Here is an 18458-nt window from a genome sequence, read left to right as displayed (position 1 = left end):
CCAGGTATGTCGTGGGGTTTCGAGTCCGACGAGGCATGGCAGGCCGAGCTCGACTGGGTCGAGACGTTCGTGCGGGAGCAGGTCGAGCCCGTCGACCAGGTGGTCGAGCACGCGTGGAACCCGCGTGACCCGGTCCGCAACGCGCTGATCAGACCGCTGCAGCAGCAGGTCCGGGAGCGCAAGCTGTGGGCCTGCCACCTCGGTCCGGAGCTCGGCGGCGAGGGCTACGGGCAGCTGCGTCTCGCCCTGCTGAACGAGAAGCTGGGCCGGACCCACTCCGGACCCGTCGTGTTCGGCTGCCAGGCCCCGGACTCGGGCAACGCCGAGATCCTCGCGCACTACGGCACCGACCACCTGAAGCGGACCTACCTCGACCCGCTGGTCGAGGGCGACATCGTGTCCTGCTTCTCGATGACCGAGCCGCACGGCGGGTCCGACCCGACCGGGTTCCGGACCACCGCCCGGCTCGACGGCGACGAGTGGGTGATCAACGGCGAGAAGTGGTTCTCCAGCCACGCCCTGTTCGCCGAGTTCCTCATCGTGATGGCGGTGACCGAGCCGGACGCTCCGCCGCACCGGTCGATGTCGATGTTCGTGGTCCCGGCCGACGCGCCGGGCCTGGAACGGGTGCGCGACGTGTCGGTGTGGGGCCACGACGAGCCGGTCGGCACCCACCAGTACCTGCGCTACACCGACGTGCGGGTACCGGCCGAGAACCTGCTCGGCGGGCGGGGCGAGGGGTTCGCCGTCGCCCAGACCCGGCTCGGCGGCGGCCGCATCCACCACGCGATGCGCACCGTCGGTCTGGTGCAGTCGGCCTTCGAGATGATGAAGCGCCGTGCGGTGTCGCGCAGCAGCAAGGGCACGCGCCTGGCGGACAAGCAGCTGGTCCAGGAGATGATCGCCGACTCGTGGATCCAGCTCGAGCAGTTCCGGCTGCTCGTGCTGCGCACCGCGTGGCGGATCGACCGCTACGACGACTACAAGCGGGTCCGGGCCGACATCTCGGCGGTCAAGGCCGCGATGCCGAAGGTCCTCGCCGACATCGCCGGGCGGGCCATCCAGATCCACGGGTCGCTGGGGATCTCCCAGGAGCTCCCGTTCGGCAAGTGGGTCATGGAGTCGTTCCACATGGGACTGGCCGACGGCGCCACCGAGGTCCACAAGATCAACCTCGCGCAGGCGCTGCTGCGCGGGACCGAGCCCGACGACGGCCTCTTCCCGCCCTACATCCGGCCGACGCTGCGGGCCCGGGCCCGCGAGCGCTTCGCCGACGTGATCGCCGAGGTCGTCGACGACGCGGAGCCCGTCCGATGACCGCGGCGCCGACTCCGGCCCCGGCCCGGGCTCCGATCCCGACCCTGACCCCCGACGGCGACGCCGAGGCGCTGCGGGAGGTCGTCCGCGACTTCCTCGCCCGCCACGGCGACGCCGACGGGGTCCTGCACGGCCGCCCGGCCGGCCCCGAGGACCGGCGGACGGTCTGGCGGCGGTTCGCCGGGGAGCTCGGCGCCGCGGGCCTCGACGTCCCGGAACGCCTCGGCGGTTCCGGCGCGGGGTTCCGCGAGGTCGCCGTCGTCGCCGAGGAGATGGGCCGCTCGCTGGCCCGCCTCCCCTGGTTGTCGACGTCGGTGACGGCGCTGGGTGTGCTGGCCGGGACCGGCGAGGACGAGCTGATCGGCCGGCTGGTGTCGGGCGCGACGACGGCGGCCGTCGCGGTGCACGACGCGTCGGCCGACGCCCCGGCGCGGGCCGTCCGGACCCCGGACGGCTGGCGGGTGACCGGTCGCAAGGACCTGGTCGTCGACGGGGCCGAGGCCGACGTCCTGCTGGTCGCCGCGTCCTCGCCGGACGGGCCGGTCGTGCTCGCGGTCGACGCCGGGTCCCCAGGGACGACGGCCGCCGGGGTCCGCGCGCTCGATCCGACCCGGCCGCTCGCCGAGGTCGGTCTGGACGAGAGCCCGGCCCGGCTCGTCGCGGGCCCCGACACCGCCGCCGCGGTCCTGTCCGGGGCCCGTCACCGCACCCTCGCCGCGCTGGCCTGCGAGCAGACCGGCGGGACCGGTGCGGCCCTGGACATGGCCGTGCGGCACGCGTGCGACCGCGTGCAGTTCGGCCGGCCGATCGGGACCTTCCAGGCGGTGAAGCACCGGTGCTCGGACATGCTGGTCCAGCTCGAGGCGGCCCGGTCGGCGTCGCTCTGGGCGGCGGCCTGCGCGGCGGACGACGAGGCCGCCCTCCCGATCGCCGCCCGCACCGCCGCGCTGGTCTGCGGCCGGGCGTACACGTGGGTGGCGGCCGAGAACGTCCAGGTGCACGGTGGCATCGGGTTCAGCTGGGAGCATCCGGCCCACCTGCACGTCCGGCGGGCCGCGACCAGCCGGGTGCTGCCGGACGGCGAGCCCGCCGGCGCCGCGGCCCTGCTCGACGAGGTGCTCGGTGCCGCGCGGACGTGACCCGAAGCCGGTTCGGGCGAACGGCTACGCTGGCGCGACCGCCACGCGAAAGGGGCCCGACGATGAGCATCGCCGCGCTCACCGAGCCCGACGACGGTCCCCGCTCGAAGCGGCCGGCCATCCTCGCCGCCGCCGTCGAGTGCTTCGGGGAGGTCGGTTTCGAGGCCACCCGGTGGTCCGAGGTCGCCACCCGGGTGGGTATCGGCCAGCCGGCGCTCTACCACTACTTCGAGTCCAAGACGCACTGCCTGCTGACGATCATGCGACTGGGGCTGCGCAACTCCGACGAGGCGTTCCGGGCCGCGGTCGCCGAGTCGTCGACGGCGCACGACGGGTTGCGTGCGGCGGTGCGGGCGGCCTTCGAGGTGTCACCGCAGGAGGTGCAGCAGAACCGGATCCTGCAGGCGAACATCGCGCTGCTGGCCGGTCGCCGCTCCTCGGAGCGGGAGGAGTCCGAGCGCCAGGCGTGCCGCAAGCTCGTGGCGCGCATCGAACGCAACTGGGCCGACCTCGTGCAGCACGGCATCGACCGGGGCGAGTTCGCCCGGCACGACCCGCTGATGATGGCGCGCAGCCTGCTCGGCCTGGTCGTGAGCGTCTGGCGGTGGTACCGCCCGGACGGCTCGCTGGAGCTGCCGGCGATCGCCGGGTTCATCGGGGGCTGTTGCGTCCGCATGGTCGACGAGGGGCCCTCCGGGTCCTGAGGCCGAGCGCCGGCCGACGGTCTTGTCCCGCCCGGGACCGAGCCGTATGGTCGTACTGAACTGAATTCAAGTCGTTGCTTCGCTGCATCACATCCCCCCGTCGGAGAGGACGGTCGCATGGTCATCGTCGACTACTACTCCCGGTTGGACGGGGCCGAGCCGCTCAGCGGGCTCGACCTGGTCGAGCCGGACATCGAGTTCCTGATCGCGCTCCCGGGTGGGGAGGTGACGGGGTCCGGGCGTGCCGACCTCGCCGCCTACATCTCCGGTCGTCCACCCGTCGGACGCCGTCACGGGGTGCTCCGGAGTTCGGTCGACGGCGACCTCGAGATGGTGTACGGCGTCGTGACCGAACAGGACGGTCGCCGGACCGGGGCGTTCTCCGGGGTCGCGCTCGTCTCACCGGGCGGGTTGATCTCCCGCTACCAGGTCTTCTTCCACCCGAGCTTCTCCCTGTATCCGCAGCCGGAGGTGGCGGCGTGAGCGCAGCGACTCGGAGCGTGCTGTCCCGCTGGTTCGGCACCATCGACTCCGACACCCCGGAGCGGATCCTCGACCTGATCGCACCGGGGTTCCGGTTCTCGATCGTGTTCGGCACCGGCGGCGGGGCCGCCACCGACTTCCACGGTGGGCGCGCCGAGCTGGAGGGCTACCTCGACCAGCGCGAGAAGGGCGTACTGACCCACCACGTCCTGTCCGAGGCCGTCGTCGGCCGGGACGAGCTGGTCCTCGGCCAGGCCCGGCGCGCCGGCGCCTTCGAGTCGACCTTCGTCGCCTCGGCCCGGCTCGACGCCGACGACCGGGTCGCGGCCCTGATGATCGGTCGCTCGCCGCAGCTGGACATCGAGTCGATCTGAGCCGGCGGCACCGCCGGCCATTGCGCAAGGAGGCGTCATGTTCAATCTCGTCCTGCTCGCCGCTCGTCCACCGGAGTGGACCCACGACGAGTTCATCACCTGGTGGCGCGGCGAGCACGCGGAGATGACCTACCCGCTGCCCGGCCTGCGCGCGTGGCGCCACACGGCCGTGAGCAGCGCACTGGAGGAACGCTCCGAGGGTTGGGACGGGTTGTCGGTCCTGAGCTTCGACGACGAGGAGTCGGCCCGGGCGGCCCTCGCCAGCGACGAGTGGAAGGCCGCCGTGGCACACGTCGGGTCCATGCGGGGCAGGCGGATCGCCCTGCTCGGCGACGAGCGCGAGATGGTGCAGGGCTGAGATGCGCGCGCTGGTCACCGAACTGGACCGCCGGGCCGGGGCCGACCCCGGCCAGGTCGTCGCGATCGACGGCGCCGGCCCGCACGACCTCGCGACCACCCTCGCGGCGGCCGGGGAGCTCGCCGAGGTGCTGGCGGGCTGCACCGGCCCGCGCCCGACCGTCCTGCTCCAGGCCGAGAACACCTGGCGGACCGTGGTCTGTGCCCTCGCCGTCGGACGGGTGGACGGCACGCTCGCCCTGCTGAGCGGCCATGCGACCGCGCCGGAGTTCGCCGCGGCGCAGGAGGATCTGGACCCGGACGTCGCGATCGCCTCACCCCAGAGTGCCTCGACCTGGGACACCGGCTCGGTGGGGCCTGCCCGGGTCACGGTGCTGGACGGGTGGACCCTGACCGGCCGGGTGGAGACCCGGCCGGGCCGGTGGGGCGACGGAGTGGTGATCGGCCTGACCTCCGGGTCGACCGGCCGTGCGAAGGGGGTGGTCCAGACCGAGGCGGCGTTGCGCTATGCCGGGCGTGCCACCGTCGAGGCGGTCGGCCTGCGGGCGGGCGATCCGGTCGGCGCCCTCGTCCCTCTGTCCTCGGCCGCAGCCGTCTGCTTCGGGCTCTACCTGCCGCTCATGCTCGGCGGACCGATCCTGCTCGCCGGGCGCTGGAGCCCGCCGGAGGCCGTGGAGCTCCTGGCCGCGCACGGGGCCCGGTGGACGATGTGCGTGCCCACGATGGCGTTGCAGATGGGCATGCAGGCCCCCGAGGCCGGGATGTTGTCGGCGATGACGGCCATGACCGTCGGCGGCGGCCCGATGGACCGCGGTGCTCTCGCCCGTGCGGAGCAGCGGCTGGGCACCCGGTTCCTGCGGGTGTTCGGCATGTCCGAGTGCCTGGGCCACACGACGTCCTCGCCGTCGGACCCCGAGGAGGTGCGGCTCGGGACCGACGGTGTGCCGTTCCCGGGGACCCACCTGCGCGTGGTCGACGCCGACGGAGCCGGGGTCCCGGCGGGCACGGTCGGGCGCGCCCAGGTCCGAGGCCCGTCGTTGTTCGCCGGGTACGCCGGGGCGGGCAGGCTCGCACCCCCCGACCTGACCGCGGACGGCTACCTCACGACCGGCGACCTGATGTCCGTCGACGCCGACGGCCGGGTGTCGGTGCGGGGCCGGGAGAAGGACATCATCATCCGCGGCGGGCGCAACATCGACATCCACGAGGTGGAGAGCGCGCTCGCCCGGCACCCGTCGGTCGAGCAGGTGTGCGTGGTGCCCGTCCCGGACGACGTCCTCGGCGAACGTGTGGCAGCCCTGCTCGTGACGTCACGGCCCGGCATCGACCTCGAGGCCGTCCGGGCGCATCTGGACGCCGAGGGGCTGGCGAAGGGCAAGTGGCCCGAACACGTGCTCGTCGTGGACGCCCTGCCCCAGAACCGGGTGGGAAAGCTGTCGCGTCCGGAGGCGACCCGCCTGGCGTGTCGGCTCGCGACCCCGGCAGCGAGCTGACGGGCGCCTGCCCACGCCTCGTTCTCGGGAACCCTCCCGAGCGACATCCGGACCATGGCCGGCATGGATCGAGCAGAATCACGCACAAGCATCAGGACCGCTGGGCCCCTCCCAGGTCCAGGACCGGCGATGACCGGTCGCCGCTGACCGGGTACCGCGTAGACGTCCCCCTCCCTCGTCGGGGACCGGATCGTCAGCGGAGGACGGCGGCGTTCCCCTCGCGGTAGGTCGTGACCGCGGACTCGGGGAACCGGGTCGCGAACTTCGACGAGTCGGATGGGGCGTGGTGGCCCGCACACGTGCACGTGTGCGAGCCACTGCGGCAGGGACGGCCGGCGCCGATCACCAGGACGTCGGTGCGGCTCCTGTCCGGGGCCGACAGGATGCCGGACCAGACGCCGGTCGTCTCCCCGGTCGGTGGGGTGTCACGAGGTGGAGGTGCGAGCTAGAGCGAGGTCCAGATGGTCTCGGCGTCGACGATGCGGTGGTGCCGCCAGGTGACTGCTCGTTCCACGGCGGCGGCGACACCGGCGACCGTGAGGGTCCCGAGCAGCCAGCCGGGCAGGAGCACCGGTGAGGTGAACGTCCCGACCCGGTCCGCCACCTCCGGGATCGAGGTGACCATCTCGAGCCATACGGGTGTGGCGAGGACGAGATTGACCAGCAGGATCACTACGGCGGTGACGGCGATCGCCCGGCTCGTACGCGGGCGGTCCCGGGTCAGGGCTGCGCGCCGGTGCTCCAGGGTCCCCGGGGCCGGGGCCAGTCTGCGTTCCCGTCCGTCGGGGGTGACGAGATGGACCCGGGTGACGCCGTACAACCCGGCGTCGACCTCGATCCTCCCTCCGGGGACGGTGAAGGTGGCGGGCATCTCGGCCGTGCTGGTGCGCTGCCCGTCCCGGTAGAGCCGGGCGCGGTGGTCCTCGGTGGTGCGGGTCTCGACGGCCCAGACGGCTGGGCCGTCGGGGTCCGGCAGCGTGATCGTGTGAACGGTGCGGCTCAGTGCCTGGTGGAGCCGAACGGGTCGGAGGGCCATCGTCACCTTCTCCTGTCTGCGGGAACGGGGTCCCGAGCGGGTCAGAGGCTGCATCGGGCATCGGCCGGAGGGGTCTCGAGGTCGAGGAGATAGGCGTTGACCGCATCGTCGACGCACGCGCTGCCACCGAGGAGGTAGGCGCCGTGCTGCTTGCCGTCGACGGTGAGCAGGCTCGCGCCGAGGGTTCGTGCCATGGAGACGCTGCCCTCGTACGGCGTCGCCGGGTCACCGGTGACCCCCACGACGAGCGTCTCGGGAAGGCCCTCGACCTCGGCGGGCAGCCACGGGTCGTCGCGGGTCGGTGGCGCCGGCCAGCCCTCGCACTCACCGTGGAAGGTCCCGCCCGTCAGCAGGTCGACATCGAACATCGGCGCGACGTTCGCGACCTCGCGCGCGTGCGCGGTCTGCCCCTCCGGTGTCAGGCGGGGCCAGTCCATGCAGCGCACGGCGATGTTCGTATCGATGTCCGTGGTGTAGACGCCGTCGGCGGTACGGCTGTAGAAGCCGTCGCGCAGGGCGAGGATCTCCTCGGCCCGCCCCGCGTCGAGCGCGGTCAGAGCGGAGATCAGCGTGGGCCAGTGGGCCTCCGCCGCCAGGCCCGCCGTGATCCCGAGGTAGACGTCCCAGACGCTCACGTCCCTGCCGTCGGCGGTGGGCACCGGCGTCCCGACCAGCGGCGCGACGATCTCGTGCAGACGCTCGTTCGCCGCCGCGGGATCTGGCCCGAGGACACAGTCGGGTGACTGGGCGCAGAGCGCGGCGACCTCGTCGAACCGGGCCTGGGAGGCGGTGAACTGGGCGAGGCGGAGCTCGCTCGGTGTCCAGTCGGGCCCGACGGCGCTGTCGAGCACGACGGCACGGACCTTGTCGGGGTGCGCGGCGAGATACATGGCGCCGATCTCGGAGCCGTAGCTGTAGCCGAGGAAGGTCAGCCGCTCGTCGCCGAGGACCTCCCGCATGATGTCCATGTCCCGCACGACGTTCGCCGATCCGGCGTTGACGAGGTTCTCGACGCCTCCGGAGCCGTCGATGCAGCGCTGCGCGTGGTCCACCGCCTGCTCGGCGCTGGTGATGTCGTACACGGCGCCGAACCGGGGCACGTCCCCTGCGTCGTATTCCTCGTCGGTGTAGCAGTCGAGGGCCGGGGTCGACGCCCCGATCCCGCGCGGGTCGAAGCCGACGATGTCGAAGCGCTCGGCGACGGGACCGTTCTGCCACTGGGGCAGGAAGGACGCCACGAAGCTCGTGCCGGATCCGCCGGGGCCGCCGGGGTTGATCAGCAGTGACCCCTCGGCCTCTCCCCGGGCGGGAAGACGGGTGAGGGCGATCCGCGCCCTCTCCCCCGCCGGGGCGTCGTAGTCGAGTGGGACCTCGACCGACGCGCACTCCAGTGCGGGGTTCGCGAACAGCTCGGCGTCCGCGGCGTTGGTCGCGGTGTCCGTACAGCTGCCCCAGTCCGGTTCCTGCGTCAGGTAGGCGGCCATGTCCGCCTGCCCAGCGGGCTCCGGCGGGGTCGCCGACGTGCAGGCCGCCGACAGGACGAGGGGGATGACGGTGAGGGCCACGGCGAGACGCGGCACGGTCCGTCGCGATCGGTGCGGGCGTCGGCGATACGAGGACATGTCTCTCCTGGGGCGGGTCCGGGTGCGGCGGCGATGTGCGTCCGGCCGGGTCGACGGCCTGCAGGTGCGGAAGGACCTGCCGACCGTGACCGGGATGCGCCGGACGCGGACCGCTGTGGGCTCGACGGCGGCGCGGCCGGGTGGGTGCTACGCCCGGACCGACGCGGTTTCTAGCATGCACGTGCTAGAAACGTAGCATGCTCATGCCACATCGGGCGATAGAGTGGGGCCATGCCCAGACGCGTGGACCCGGATGCCCGGCGAGCGCAGGTCGCCGACGCCGTGATCGACGAGATCGCCGCGCACGGACTCCGCTCGGTGACCCTCGCCCGGATCTCCGCACGCTCCGGCCTGGCCATCGGGAGCATCCGGCACTACTTCGGCGACAACCTGCGGGAGGTCATGTCGTTCACGTTGGGCGTCCTGCTCCAGCGCGCGGAGCACCGCAACCCAGGGCTCTCCGGGGATCCGGCGAGCCGGGTCGCCGAGCTGGTCGTCCTCGTCGCACCCACCAGCGAGCAGGAACGCAAGGAGAACATCGCACTCGTCGAGTACAGGGTGATGGCGCGCACGGACCCGGGGTTCGCAGCCGAGGTCGCCGCGACCTCGCTCGCGGCCGCGGAGGCGATCCGGTCGCTCCTGCGCGCGGCACTCGCCGACCGCGTGATCGACGAGGAGGCACTGCACCGCGAAGCGCTCCTGCTGCTCACCCTGGTCGAGGGCTTCTCGCTCGGTTCGGCACTGAGCCCGGCCCCGCTACAGGAGGCCGACGTCCGCGCCGTCGTCACGGACACCCTGCACCGCATCCGTGATGCCTACCCACCTCGGCGGGAGGCGCCGGTGGAGCGCTCGGGGACCTGAGCCGCCGACGATCACCACGCGGGCGAGCGGCGCATCATCGGCCCGTGAGCCCGCTGCGCCGCGCGCTCACCGGTCCTTGAGCCGGTTCCGGTTGGCCGCGAGGACCTCGTCCGACAGGTCCGGGGCGACGTCGGCCACCGCCCGGGCGAGCAGGAGCGCGCCGACCATCTGGCTGAACAGTGCCACCGCCTGCTCCCTGGCCTCGGCCGGGGTGATCTCGGTACCGATCTCGCGGCCGCACTCGATCACCATCTCCGCGATGGCGTCGAAGTAGCCGTCCAGACCGCGGCGGTACTCGGCCTGCGCGCCGGCGCCGTGCCGTCCCGCGTCGGAGACGAGTGCGGCCGAGGGACATCCGGCTTCGGGGTGGTCCCGGTGCTCGGCGTCGACGTACTGGTCGATCATGCCGTCCAGGGCGGCGCGCGCCGAGCCGGGGTGTGCCGCACGGAGGCCGTCGAGCACCGCCAGCGAGTCGATGAAGCCCTGGTGCAGGACCTCGACGGCGAGATCGCCCTTGGACGCGAAGTGGTTGTAGAAGCCGCCGTGGGTCATGCCCGCCGACTTCATCAGTCCGTCGATGCCCGTCCCGTCGATGCCGCGCAGCCGGAACCCCTCGCCCGCCGCGGCCAGGATCCGCTCGCGGTTGCGCTGCTTCTGCTCCCGTGTGACGCGGGGCATGTCGACCACCTCCCAGGCCAGGACCCGGCCGAGTCTAGCCGACTTTCGATGATGGCCAACATCAAAACTGGCCGTCCGGGTTGACGGCACCCACCTCCGGTCGTGTAGTTATTGATGTCGTTCATCATCAAAGGAGGGGTTCTCGTGCGGTTCGGAACCATCGGCGCCGGGACGGTCGCGCAGGCCGTGGCCGGTCAGCTGGTGAGGGCGGGGCACACCGTCACCCTGAGCAACAGCCGCGGCCCCGACTCGCTGCGCGATGTCGTGGCGCGGCTGGGGGCGTCGGTGCGGGCGGCGCCGGTCGAGGACGCCGCGCGGGCCGACATGGTGTTCCTGACCGTGCCGTGGCCGCGGGTCGGCGACGCACTGGCCGGGCTCCCACCCTGGGACGGCCGCATCCTGGTGGACACGACCAACCGGATGCCGGAGTCTGCGGACGTCGATCCCGGTGCGGCGACGCCGAGCGAGCTCGTGGCGGCGCTGGCCCCCGGCGCACGCGTGGTCAAGGCGTTCAACACGCTCTACGCCCGCTACATCGCCGCCGACCCCCGGCACCCGGCAGGGCGGCAGCTGCTGTTCCACGCCGGCGACGACACCGCGGCCAAGGCCACGTTCCACGAGCTCGCCGACCGCATCGGGTTCGCCCCGGTCGACGCCGGACCGCTGCGCGACGGCGGACGGCTGATGCAGGTCGGCGGCGCCCTCTCGGCCCTGCACGCCCTGCGCCAGGACCCGGACGGAGAGGCGCGGTGAAGGCACTCGCCTACGAGCGGGCGCACCTGCTCGACGCGTTCGCCATCGATCTGGTCGACGTCGCCGAACCGCGGCTGCGGGCCGGTGACCTGCTGGTCGAGGTGCGGGCGATCGGTATCAACCCCGGCGAGGCCGCGATCCGGCGGACCCGCAGTGCGCCGCCGGGCGGTCGCGTCGTCCTCGGTTGGGAGTTCGCGGGCGTCGTCGTCGCGACCGGGCCCGCGGCCACCGGGTTCGCGGTCGGGGACCGGGTGATGGGCACCGGCGACATCACCCGCGACGGGAGCTGGGCCGAACGCGTCGCGGTCGACCACCGGGTCGTCGCCCCGATCGCCGACGAGCTCACGTTCGCCGACGCAGCATCCCTGCCGATCGGCGTGCTCACCGCGTGGGAGGCGCTCGTCCGCGATGGCGACGCACTGCCCGCCGGCGTCGGGAACGTCCTGGTCGTCGGCGCCGCGGGCGGTGTGGGCTCGATGGCCACGCAGCTGCTGGCGACGTGGACGCAGGCATTCGTGATCGGCACGGCGTCGCGGCCCGAGTCACGGGAGTGGACCACCGCCTTGGGGGCCGACCTCGTCGTCGACCACCACCGCGACCTCGCCGCCCAGCTGCGCGACGCCGGGGTCGGCCCCGTCGACCTCGTGCTGTCCACCTCGGACACCGGCAGCCGGCTCACCTCGTACGTCGAGCTGCTGCGCCCGTTCGGACACCTCTCCTTCGTCGACGCGCCGGGGCGCTGGGACCTGGAGGCGGTCGCCGTCAGGTCGCTGTCGCTGCACGGCGAGATGGTGTTCAGCACGATCGTCACCGGCGGCGACGCCGCCCGTCAGGGCCGGATCCTCGCCCGCGCGGCGGGCGACGTCGTGGCGGGCCGCCTGCGTCCGATCGGGACGACGACGCTGCAGGGACTGACCCCCGAAGCCATGCGGGCCGCACACACGCTCGTCGAGAGCGGCCGGAGCGTCGGCAAGACCGTGATCACTCTCTGACCCCGGCCCGCAGGGTCCGGGACCCACCGACGGAAGGAACGACCCGGCATGACACCGAACCTGCTGGACGGCGAGTACGTCCCCAGCTCCGATCCCACCACCCGCGACCAGGTCGAGCTCTACGAACGCACCGACGGCCGGGAGGGTGCGACCATGCTGGGCGGCCCCGTCGTCGTCCTGACCACCCGCGGGGCACGGTCGGGCACGCTGCGTAAGACCCCCCTGATGCGGATCGAGCGCGGCGGCGTCTACGCCCTCGGAGCGTCGGCCGGTGGGCAGGCCCGGCACCCGAGCTGGTTCCACAACCTGACCGCCCACCCGACGGTGCAGCTGCAGGACGGGGCCCGCCGGGCGCTGATGACCGCGCGCGTCGCCGAGGGCACCGAACGCGCGGACTGGCTCGCCTACGCCGACGGGCTGTACCCGTTCTTCGCCGACCTGCGCGAGCGCGCCGTCCTGACCGGTGACCGGGAGGTGCCGGTGGTGCTGCTCGAACCCGTCACGGACTGACCCGTCGAGGAGTCCCGGCACGGAGCCGGCGGTCACGGGGCCGACCGCGAGTTGCTCGACGGTGGCTCCCCCACCAGGACCGCGAACCCGTCCAGGTGCCGGGCCAGGCTGTAGTCGAACAGCTCGTCGACGTCGGGGACGACCTGCTCATGGACCTGCGCCAGCAAGGGGAAGCGCCCGCCGGCGAACAGCGCGTCGCTCCGTGCACGTTGCGCTTGCCGCCACCGGCCCAGCGACACACCTGTCTCCTGCTCGGCCTCCACCTCGTCCGCTGTGGACAGTGCAGCGTTGATCACCAACGAATGCAGCGCGAGCGCCTCCTGCATCCGCGTGCGCAGTGACAGGCCGAGACCCTCGAGCGCCCGCAGGGTCCACTCGGTGTGCGCCATCATGTTCGGCGCCATCGAGGGCCGGGTGAACGACACCGCTCGGGGCAGCCACAGGTGTCGCCGGCACAGCCCCCACTGCCACCGCGCGATCAGCTCCAGTCTGGCTCGCCAGCCGTCGGGTCCCGGGTCGGGGAGTCCCAGCTCCCCGAAGACCAGGTCGGCCATCTCGGTCATCAGGTCGTCCTTGTTCGCGATGTGGCGATAGAGGGACATCGCCCCCACGCCGAGCTCGGCGGCGACCCGCCGCATGGACACCGCGCCCGCACCCTCGACGTCGGCGATCGCGACAGCGGTCCGCAGCACGTGCTCGCGACTGAGCGCCTGCCTCGCTCCGCCGGCCGGACGCGGCCGGAACGGCCGGGAAGCGGACGGCTGCGCCCGGCCCGGCCGGCGCGGCCCGTTCGTGGGGGCGCTGACGACGGTGCCGGAGCCCACCTTCGCCTCGACCAGGCCCTCGTCGCGCAGGACAGCAAGAACCTTCGTCGCGGTCGCGATCGCGACGTTCCACCGGTCGGCGATCTGCCGGATGGACGGGATCCGGTCCCCTGGCCTCAGATCACCGGATCGGATCCGGGCGGCGAACTCCCCGGCGATCCGCCGGTAGAGCGGCTCCGGCTGAGCGTCCTCCGACATGCGGACCTCCTGAGCGTCGTCGTCGACAGCGGCGGAAGTGCACTAGTTCACTTCCGCCGCACTAGTTCACTTCGCAGAGGCGTTTGAGCACGATTTGTTGACCGTCTCACATCCTCGTGGAGACAGTGTACGCGTAGTTCGCTACAGCGTACGCAGTCAGCGACCGGGGCTTCGCCACCCGGCGGTCCGCCCCGCACCACCCGCCGGACCGGAAAGGACATCCCCATGCTCACCGTCGCCGAGGAAGTCGTCCTCATCGCCCTCGACGAGGACACCGGCAGGGGCGGGACCCGCCTCGGCCTGGACTGGGCCGTGGCCGGTGCGGTCGTCGTCGAGCTGGCCCTCGCCGAGCGCATCGCCGTGGGGGACGACGACGTCGTCACGGTCGTGGACCCGGCTCCGACAGGGGCCGGGCACCTCGACACCGTCCTCGCCGAGGTCGCGGGCCGGGTGAAGGTCTCGACGCTGTTGCGACGGACGCGCGCCGGGGCGCCGGGGCGCGCCATCGCCGCGCTCGTCGAACGCGGTGTGCTCCGGCGCCGACGCGGCCGGCTGCTCGGTCTCGTCCCGGCGCATCGCTACCCCACACAGGACTCCTCGGCCGGATCCGAGATCCGCAGCAGGCTCGCCGACGCCGTCCTCGACGGGCACGAGCCCGACGAGCGCACCGCTGCCCTGATCGGCGTGCTGCACGCCGCGAGGCTGTGGCGCCGCGCGCTGCCCACCGGTCACCGGAGGCAGGTCCGCACCCGGATGGGCGACATCGCCACGGGGCAGGCCGTCGGTCCCGCAGTGCGCACGGCGATCGCCCGGACGAAGGGCGCCGTCGCTGCGATGGCCGCCTCGGGCTGAGCCGACCGGCCGGACAGACAGACAGACAGACAGGAGCGACACGATGGTGACCGACATCGACACCGACTACCTCGTGATCGGCGCAGGTGCGACCGCGATGGCGTTCGTCGACACGGTGCTGACCGAGTCGCGGGCGACCGTCACCATGGTCGACCGCTACGACCGACCCGGCGGGCACTGGACCATCGCCTACCCCTTCGTACGGCTGCACCAACCGTCGGCGATGTACGGCGTGAACTCCCGCCCGCTCGGCGAGGACCGGGTCGACCGGACGGGCTGGAACGCCGGGATGTACGAGCTGGCGGGCGCCGCCGAGATCTGCGACTACTTCGACCAGGTGATGCGCCGGACGTTCCTGCCGTCCGGGCGGGTCTCCTACTTCCCGATGGCCGAGTACCGGGGTGGCGGACGGTTCCACGTGACGACCTCGGTCACCCGGTACCGGGTGACCGTGCGGCGCAGGATCGTGGACACCACCTACCAGGGCGTCACGGTGCCCGCGATGCGGCCGCCGGCGTTCCCGGTCGCCGACGGGATCCGAGTCGTGCCGCCGAACGAGTTGCCCGCCGTTCGCGAGTCCTCCGACCGATACGTCGTCGTCGGAGCGGGCAAGACCGGGATCGACGCCTGCCTCTGGCTGCTGGAGCAGGGCGTCGACCCCGCCGACCTGACCTGGATCATGCCCCGAGCGCCGTGGCTCATCGACCGTGCGACGGTGCAGCCGATGCCGCTGCGCCGCCCCGCGGACATCGCGGCGGACCACGCCGCGAAGCACTCCGCGATCATGGGCGCCGAGTCGGTAGGCGACCTCTTCGACCGGCTCGACGCGGCGGGAGCGCTGCTGAGGATCTCCCCGGACGAGCGGCCGACGGCGTTCCGCTGCGCCACCGTCTCCCGGGCCGAGCTGGAACAGCTGCGCAGGATCACCGACGTCGTCCGCCTCGGCCGGGTCACACGCATCGACCCGACGGCCATCGAACTCGACGGCGGCACGCTCCCGACCGGCCCCCAGGTGCTGCACGTGGACTGCACCGCCGACGCCGTGAAGCAGCTGCCCGTCGTACCGATCTTCCAGGACGGACTGATCACCCTGCAGCCGGTCCGCGCGTGCCAGCCGGTGTTCAGCGCCGCACTCGTCGCACACGTGGAGGTGACCGGTCCCGACGACACCGTGCGCAACGAACTCTGCCCCGTCACCCCCTACCCGAGCAGCGACGTGGACTGGCTCCGGTTCGCCCTCTCGGCGAACGCGGAACAGCTGCGCTGGGCAGCGAACCCGGACATCGACGCCTGGCTGCGCGCCTCCCGTCTGCATCCGGATCTCGCCCCGCCGATGCCGGACGACCCGGCCGAACGCGCGGTCGTCGAACAGGCGGCCACGGCCATGGCGAAGGCCCAGAACGCGAAGCTCGACGAGCTCCTGCACACACGACGGTCGCTGACCCCACCGGGACCGCACCACCCGACACACAGAGAGGCGGCCACTGGATGAACCGGTCAGGGAACCGGCGGTGGAACCGGGCGCCCTGGACGCTCGCACTGCTGACCACGGTGTGCGCGGAGCTCACCTTCACCGCGGTCGCGGTGCCGTTCACCTGGCTGCTGGTGCCGCTGCTGATGGTGATGTACGGCGCCGGTGTCCTCGTGCTCCGTGAGGCGACCGTGCGGGCCGGTGGCACCTGGCCGAGCCTCGTACTGCTGGGCGTGGCCTACCAGGTCGCGGAGGACGGCCTGGGCCTGCAGGCCCTGACCAGCCCCCGGATGTACGGCGCCGCCGACTGGGGATTCCGGGCGCTCGGCGTGAACTGGACCTACTGGGAATCCCAGGTCGGCGTGCACGTCGTGCTCAGCGTCCTCGTTCCGATCACCCTCACCGACCTCCTCTTCCCGGCACAACGGGACCGGCCCTACCTCGGCAACCGGGGCCTGGCCGGCGCGGGCTCCCTCGCGGTCCTGGGCGTGCTCGGGCTCCGCCACCTGATCTCGGCGACCGAGGACCCCGGCTACCGGACCCCCTGGGGCTTCACGCTCCTGTTCCTCGCACTCATCGCGACGCTCGGCGTGGTCGCGCTGCTGGTCCTCCCCCGCCGCGGCGTCACCGCCCGCGTTCGCGGGGCCCGGAAGACGCCCCACCCGACCCTGGTCGGAGTCGTGTCCGGGTACCTGACCATGGCGTTCCTCACCACGCTGCTCCCGCTCGGCCTCGGCCCCACGATGCTGCTCGGCGACCTGATGTCCCCCGCCCAGCGGCTGGTCGTCGGACTGATGACCGCCGTCCCGTTCGGCTGGCTGCTCCTGCGTTGGCAGGCATCGCCCGGGTGGAGTGACCGGCACCGGATCCGGCTCATCGGCGGCATCCTCGTGTCGCACACCGCGTTCATGATGCCCGCGTCACCGACCGCCGCACTCGTCGGTTCGGTCGCGATCGTGACACAGGTGTACCTGCTGGCACGTCTCGCCGAGCATCTCCGGCGGCGGAGAGCCGCGGCTGCCGATCCCCGCGACGAGCATCCGCTGAGCCGGCCGGAATGACCACCGTCATCAGCGACCTCGCCTGCCCGGTCGCGCTCCCGGCTCCTCGTCCCGCCGCACGCCACGGCAGTCCGGAGTCGTGCTCATCGATCACGCGCGCGGCCCGGCGCAGAGTCGACCGGATGTGGAGGACAGTGTCGTGACCGACGGTCACGACGGATTCTGTCGGATGTCGCGGTCTGCACGCAGGTTCACCATGAGGTCGACGACGGTGGCGTCGGCGTCGAGTGGGGTTCCGGAGTGGACCGCGGTCGCGAACAGGAGGAGTCCGGTCAGGGCGGCAGCGACGGACGCCCCGGCCGAAGCGCTCGACTCCGCCATCGACACCGTCCGGGAGACCACGGCCCGAACCGCCGCCTCGCTGGCGCGGACCGGACGCCAGGTCCGCGGCGAGGTCGCCGCCACCGCGCGCCGCGCGGCCGACACCGTCACTCGACAACGACGCCGAGGTCACCGGCCCGAGGCGCCGAGAACGCTGCAGAGGCGGGTGAGCGTGCCGAAGATCGTCTCGCCGCAGAGTGCGACCGCATCGGACATCGGATCCTCTGCCGGGGCGTCCACCTCCGGAGCCACCTCGGATCCCCAGGACAAGAAGTCGGTCGGAACCGATCCGCACCCGCCCACCCTGCTGCGCAGCAGCGCCGCGGAGGCGCTGGGAACCGCCCTGCTCGTCATCGGAGGAGTCGGCACCGCCGTGATCGCCGGGGACACCGTGGGAGACCTCGGTGTCGCTCTCGCGTTCGGCCCCTCCGCGGCTGGGCGAGAACGGGGATCGCGATCGGTGTCGTGTTGAGCGTGGCTCATCCGGTCGCCATCCCGATCGACGGCACGTCGGTGAGCCCGGCGGCTTCTGCACTCACCCTCACCGGTACGTGACACGAGTCACCATCTCGGCGCGTGAGGATCGGGGGCCGGGAGTCGTCAGAACTGTCGGATGGCCGTTGCGGACGAGATGGCCGGCATCGCACACGACGCCGGCCCGAGCGCCCGCACCGTCGTCCACCGCCGCGGACGCCTGCGCTGTCTGCCGTGGCACGACCGTCACCCGGCTCGATCGGTCCGGGGACCGGCGACACATCCGTCAGACGACAGGAGAACGACGATGAGCTTCACCGACAAGGCGAAGAACAAGGCCCAGGACGCGGTCGGCAAGGCCAAGGAGAAGGTCGGCGACGTCGCCAACAACGACGACCTCAAGCGCGACGGGCAGGCCGACCAGGCCGAGGCCGCTGCCAAGCAGGCCGGCGAGAAGGCCAAGGACACCGCCAAGAACGTCAAGGACACCTTCACCAAGGACTGACCGCGACACCTCCGAGCAGCGCACATCCCCTTCGCTCCGACGGAGCCACCCGGGACCGAAGCTCGGCCTGCGGCATTCCTCTCGCGGTACGGGGCCCGTGCTCTCCAGGGACCACGGGCCCCGCCACCGCCTTCGCCCGTCGCGCCCGAACACCAGGTCTCGCCGCCGGCCTCGCACGGGCACCGCCCACACCCCGCCGGGTGCAGCCCTCCGCCACCGCGACCGGCGCGCCGCAACGGCCCGCCGCTCTCCGCACCGGCCTGCCGACCGACGACCGCGGACCCAGGGACCCGGCCCGCACGCCCGTCACCTGCAGGGCTCCGGATGCGGCAGAAGGCGGAGGACCACTCGGCCATCATCCAGGAGAGGTGTCATGTCTGACCCGGACCCGGACCCGGACCCACGGCGCCAGCGTGCGCATAGCCACCGCCGC

Annotated in this window: 21 protein-coding genes; 16 read left to right on the top strand and 5 right to left on the bottom strand. The window is 72.7% G+C overall.

Translation table 11 applies throughout. The features are described from left to right. Nucleotides 1–6 precede the first annotated feature (6 nt). The 7 genes from DMP15_RS10690 (at nt 7) to DMP15_RS10660 (ending at nt 5867) form a co-directional block, all read left to right on the top strand. The gene (locus DMP15_RS10690; RefSeq protein ID WP_337825795.1) at nt 7–1317 is read left to right on the top strand and encodes an acyl-CoA dehydrogenase family protein; all 1311 of its coding nucleotides are present in this window, start codon (nt 7–9) and stop codon (nt 1315–1317) included. Continuing rightward, nucleotides 1314–2456 carry an acyl-CoA dehydrogenase family protein gene (locus tag DMP15_RS10685; protein WP_337825794.1) on the top strand — a complete coding sequence of 381 codons (1143 nt, stop codon included), beginning with the start codon at nt 1314–1316 and terminating at the stop codon, nt 2454–2456. Before DMP15_RS10690 ends, DMP15_RS10685 begins: the two co-directional genes overlap by 4 nt. A gap of 62 nt (nt 2457–2518) precedes the next feature. Next, complete coding sequence (locus tag DMP15_RS10680; RefSeq protein ID WP_337825793.1) at nt 2519–3160, top strand: TetR/AcrR family transcriptional regulator; 642 nt, start codon at nt 2519–2521, stop codon at nt 3158–3160. Between the two features lie 117 nt (nt 3161–3277). Then, the gene (locus DMP15_RS10675; RefSeq protein WP_073577291.1) at nt 3278–3643 is read left to right on the top strand and encodes a nuclear transport factor 2 family protein; all 366 of its coding nucleotides are present in this window, start codon (nt 3278–3280) and stop codon (nt 3641–3643) included. Further along, nucleotides 3640–4017, top strand: a complete 378-nt coding sequence (locus tag DMP15_RS10670) for a hypothetical protein (protein ID WP_073577292.1) — start codon at nt 3640–3642, stop codon at nt 4015–4017. Before DMP15_RS10675 ends, DMP15_RS10670 begins: the two co-directional genes overlap by 4 nt. 37 nt (nt 4018–4054) lie before the next feature. After that, complete coding sequence (locus DMP15_RS10665; protein ID WP_073577293.1) at nt 4055–4375, top strand: EthD domain-containing protein; 321 nt, start codon at nt 4055–4057, stop codon at nt 4373–4375. Nucleotide 4376: 1 nt separating this feature from the next. Further along, nucleotides 4377–5867, top strand: a complete 1491-nt coding sequence (locus tag DMP15_RS10660; RefSeq protein ID WP_073577294.1) for a class I adenylate-forming enzyme family protein — start codon at nt 4377–4379, stop codon at nt 5865–5867. Between the two features lie 445 nt (nt 5868–6312). Here DMP15_RS10660 and DMP15_RS10655 read toward each other — a convergent pair whose 3' ends face one another. Both DMP15_RS10655 and DMP15_RS10650 read right to left on the bottom strand, forming a co-directional pair. Further along, entirely contained in the window at nt 6313–6903 is a 591-nt protein-coding gene (locus DMP15_RS10655; protein ID WP_253067334.1) for a hypothetical protein, read from the bottom strand. Between the two features lie 41 nt (nt 6904–6944). Next, nucleotides 6945–8468 (bottom strand): alpha/beta hydrolase, encoded by a 1524-nt coding sequence (locus DMP15_RS10650; protein WP_337825792.1) that lies wholly within the window; start codon nt 8466–8468, stop codon nt 6945–6947. 288 nt (nt 8469–8756) lie between these two features. On the opposite strand from DMP15_RS10650, the gene DMP15_RS10645 reads away from it, so the two are divergent. Continuing rightward, a complete protein-coding gene (locus tag DMP15_RS10645; RefSeq protein WP_337825791.1) occupies nt 8757–9386 on the top strand; it encodes a TetR/AcrR family transcriptional regulator in 630 nt (209 codons plus the stop codon). Nucleotides 9387–9452: 66 nt separating this feature from the next. Here the strand turns inward: DMP15_RS10645 and DMP15_RS10640 are convergent, their stop codons facing one another. Further along, nucleotides 9453–10064, bottom strand: a complete 612-nt coding sequence (locus tag DMP15_RS10640; RefSeq protein WP_337825790.1) for a TetR/AcrR family transcriptional regulator — start codon at nt 10062–10064, stop codon at nt 9453–9455. A 144-nt stretch (nt 10065–10208) separates the two neighbouring features. Here DMP15_RS10640 and DMP15_RS10635 point away from each other — a divergent pair, with 144 nt between their 5' ends. Genes DMP15_RS10635 through DMP15_RS10625 form a run of 3 tightly spaced genes read left to right on the top strand, consistent with a single transcriptional unit; the run spans nt 10209 to nt 12319 of the window. Further along, on the top strand, nt 10209–10817 hold the full coding sequence (locus DMP15_RS10635) for an NADPH-dependent F420 reductase (RefSeq protein WP_337825789.1): 609 nt from the start codon (nt 10209–10211) through the stop codon (nt 10815–10817). Then, nucleotides 10814–11809: an alcohol dehydrogenase catalytic domain-containing protein gene (locus DMP15_RS10630; protein WP_337825788.1), complete on the top strand. Its 996-nt coding sequence runs from the start codon at nt 10814–10816 to the stop codon at nt 11807–11809. The genes DMP15_RS10635 and DMP15_RS10630 overlap by 4 nt, the downstream gene beginning before the upstream one ends. Before the next feature lie 48 nt (nt 11810–11857). Further along, nucleotides 11858–12319, top strand: coding sequence for a nitroreductase family deazaflavin-dependent oxidoreductase (locus tag DMP15_RS10625; protein ID WP_337825787.1), 462 nt, complete (start codon nt 11858–11860; stop codon nt 12317–12319). Nucleotides 12320–12351: 32 nt separating this feature from the next. On the opposite strand, the gene DMP15_RS10620 is transcribed toward DMP15_RS10625, so the two are convergent. Next, on the bottom strand, nt 12352–13341 hold the full coding sequence (locus DMP15_RS10620; RefSeq protein ID WP_337825786.1) for a TetR/AcrR family transcriptional regulator: 990 nt from the start codon (nt 13339–13341) through the stop codon (nt 12352–12354). A 225-nt stretch (nt 13342–13566) separates the two neighbouring features. Here DMP15_RS10620 and DMP15_RS10615 point away from each other — a divergent pair, with 225 nt between their 5' ends. From DMP15_RS10615 to DMP15_RS10605, 3 genes are read left to right on the top strand one after another with little or no spacing between them, the layout of a single operon-like run. After that, the gene (locus tag DMP15_RS10615; protein ID WP_337825785.1) at nt 13567–14193 is read left to right on the top strand and encodes a GOLPH3/VPS74 family protein; all 627 of its coding nucleotides are present in this window, start codon (nt 13567–13569) and stop codon (nt 14191–14193) included. 43 nt (nt 14194–14236) lie between these two features. Next, the gene (locus DMP15_RS10610; RefSeq protein WP_337825784.1) at nt 14237–15685 is read left to right on the top strand and encodes an NAD(P)/FAD-dependent oxidoreductase; all 1449 of its coding nucleotides are present in this window, start codon (nt 14237–14239) and stop codon (nt 15683–15685) included. After that, nucleotides 15682–16725: a hypothetical protein gene (locus DMP15_RS10605; RefSeq protein ID WP_337825783.1), complete on the top strand. Its 1044-nt coding sequence runs from the start codon at nt 15682–15684 to the stop codon at nt 16723–16725. Before DMP15_RS10610 ends, DMP15_RS10605 begins: the two co-directional genes overlap by 4 nt. Before the next feature lie 150 nt (nt 16726–16875). Here DMP15_RS10605 and DMP15_RS10600 read toward each other — a convergent pair whose 3' ends face one another. Next, on the bottom strand, nt 16876–17067 hold the full coding sequence (locus tag DMP15_RS10600; RefSeq protein ID WP_161152037.1) for a hypothetical protein: 192 nt from the start codon (nt 17065–17067) through the stop codon (nt 16876–16878). A 145-nt stretch (nt 17068–17212) separates the two neighbouring features. Between DMP15_RS10600 and DMP15_RS10595 the strand changes: the two genes are divergently transcribed. Both DMP15_RS10595 and DMP15_RS10590 read left to right on the top strand, forming a co-directional pair. Beyond that, nucleotides 17213–17518 (top strand): hypothetical protein, encoded by a 306-nt coding sequence (locus DMP15_RS10595; RefSeq protein ID WP_202417163.1) that lies wholly within the window; start codon nt 17213–17215, stop codon nt 17516–17518. A 309-nt stretch (nt 17519–17827) separates the two neighbouring features. Next, a complete protein-coding gene (locus DMP15_RS10590) occupies nt 17828–18025 on the top strand; it encodes a CsbD family protein (protein WP_337825782.1) in 198 nt (65 codons plus the stop codon). The last annotated feature ends 433 nt before the right edge of the window (nt 18026–18458 follow it).

It is taken from the genome of Pseudonocardia sp. UM4_GMWB1 (genome assembly GCF_017312155.1).
In the GTDB taxonomy this organism is placed as follows: domain Bacteria; phylum Actinomycetota; class Actinomycetes; order Mycobacteriales; family Pseudonocardiaceae; genus Pseudonocardia; species Pseudonocardia alni.
The sequence above is the reverse complement of the archived record's forward strand: the minus strand, read 5'-3'. Positions and strand labels throughout refer to the sequence as shown.

Coding starts and splice junctions, on each gene's coding strand:
- DMP15_RS10690 (WP_337825795.1), top strand. CDS start 7: ATGTCGTGGGGTTTCGAGTCCGACGAGGCATGGCAGGCCGAGCTCGAC.
- DMP15_RS10685 (WP_337825794.1), top strand. CDS start 1,314: ATGACCGCGGCGCCGACTCCGGCCCCGGCCCGGGCTCCGATCCCGACC.
- DMP15_RS10680 (WP_337825793.1), top strand. CDS start 2,519: ATGAGCATCGCCGCGCTCACCGAGCCCGACGACGGTCCCCGCTCGAAG.
- DMP15_RS10675 (WP_073577291.1), top strand. CDS start 3,278: ATGGTCATCGTCGACTACTACTCCCGGTTGGACGGGGCCGAGCCGCTC.
- DMP15_RS10665 (WP_073577293.1), top strand. CDS start 4,055: ATGTTCAATCTCGTCCTGCTCGCCGCTCGTCCACCGGAGTGGACCCAC.
- DMP15_RS10660 (WP_073577294.1), top strand. CDS start 4,377: ATGCGCGCGCTGGTCACCGAACTGGACCGCCGGGCCGGGGCCGACCCC.
- DMP15_RS10655 (WP_253067334.1), bottom strand. CDS start 6,903: ATGGCCCTCCGACCCGTTCGGCTCCACCAGGCACTGAGCCGCACCGTT.
- DMP15_RS10645 (WP_337825791.1), top strand. CDS start 8,757: ATGCCCAGACGCGTGGACCCGGATGCCCGGCGAGCGCAGGTCGCCGAC.
- DMP15_RS10640 (WP_337825790.1), bottom strand. CDS start 10,064: ATGCCCCGCGTCACACGGGAGCAGAAGCAGCGCAACCGCGAGCGGATC.
- DMP15_RS10625 (WP_337825787.1), top strand. CDS start 11,858: ATGACACCGAACCTGCTGGACGGCGAGTACGTCCCCAGCTCCGATCCC.
- DMP15_RS10620 (WP_337825786.1), bottom strand. CDS start 13,341: ATGTCGGAGGACGCTCAGCCGGAGCCGCTCTACCGGCGGATCGCCGGG.
- DMP15_RS10615 (WP_337825785.1), top strand. CDS start 13,567: ATGCTCACCGTCGCCGAGGAAGTCGTCCTCATCGCCCTCGACGAGGAC.
- DMP15_RS10610 (WP_337825784.1), top strand. CDS start 14,237: ATGGTGACCGACATCGACACCGACTACCTCGTGATCGGCGCAGGTGCG.
- DMP15_RS10605 (WP_337825783.1), top strand. CDS start 15,682: ATGAACCGGTCAGGGAACCGGCGGTGGAACCGGGCGCCCTGGACGCTC.
- DMP15_RS10590 (WP_337825782.1), top strand. CDS start 17,828: ATGAGCTTCACCGACAAGGCGAAGAACAAGGCCCAGGACGCGGTCGGC.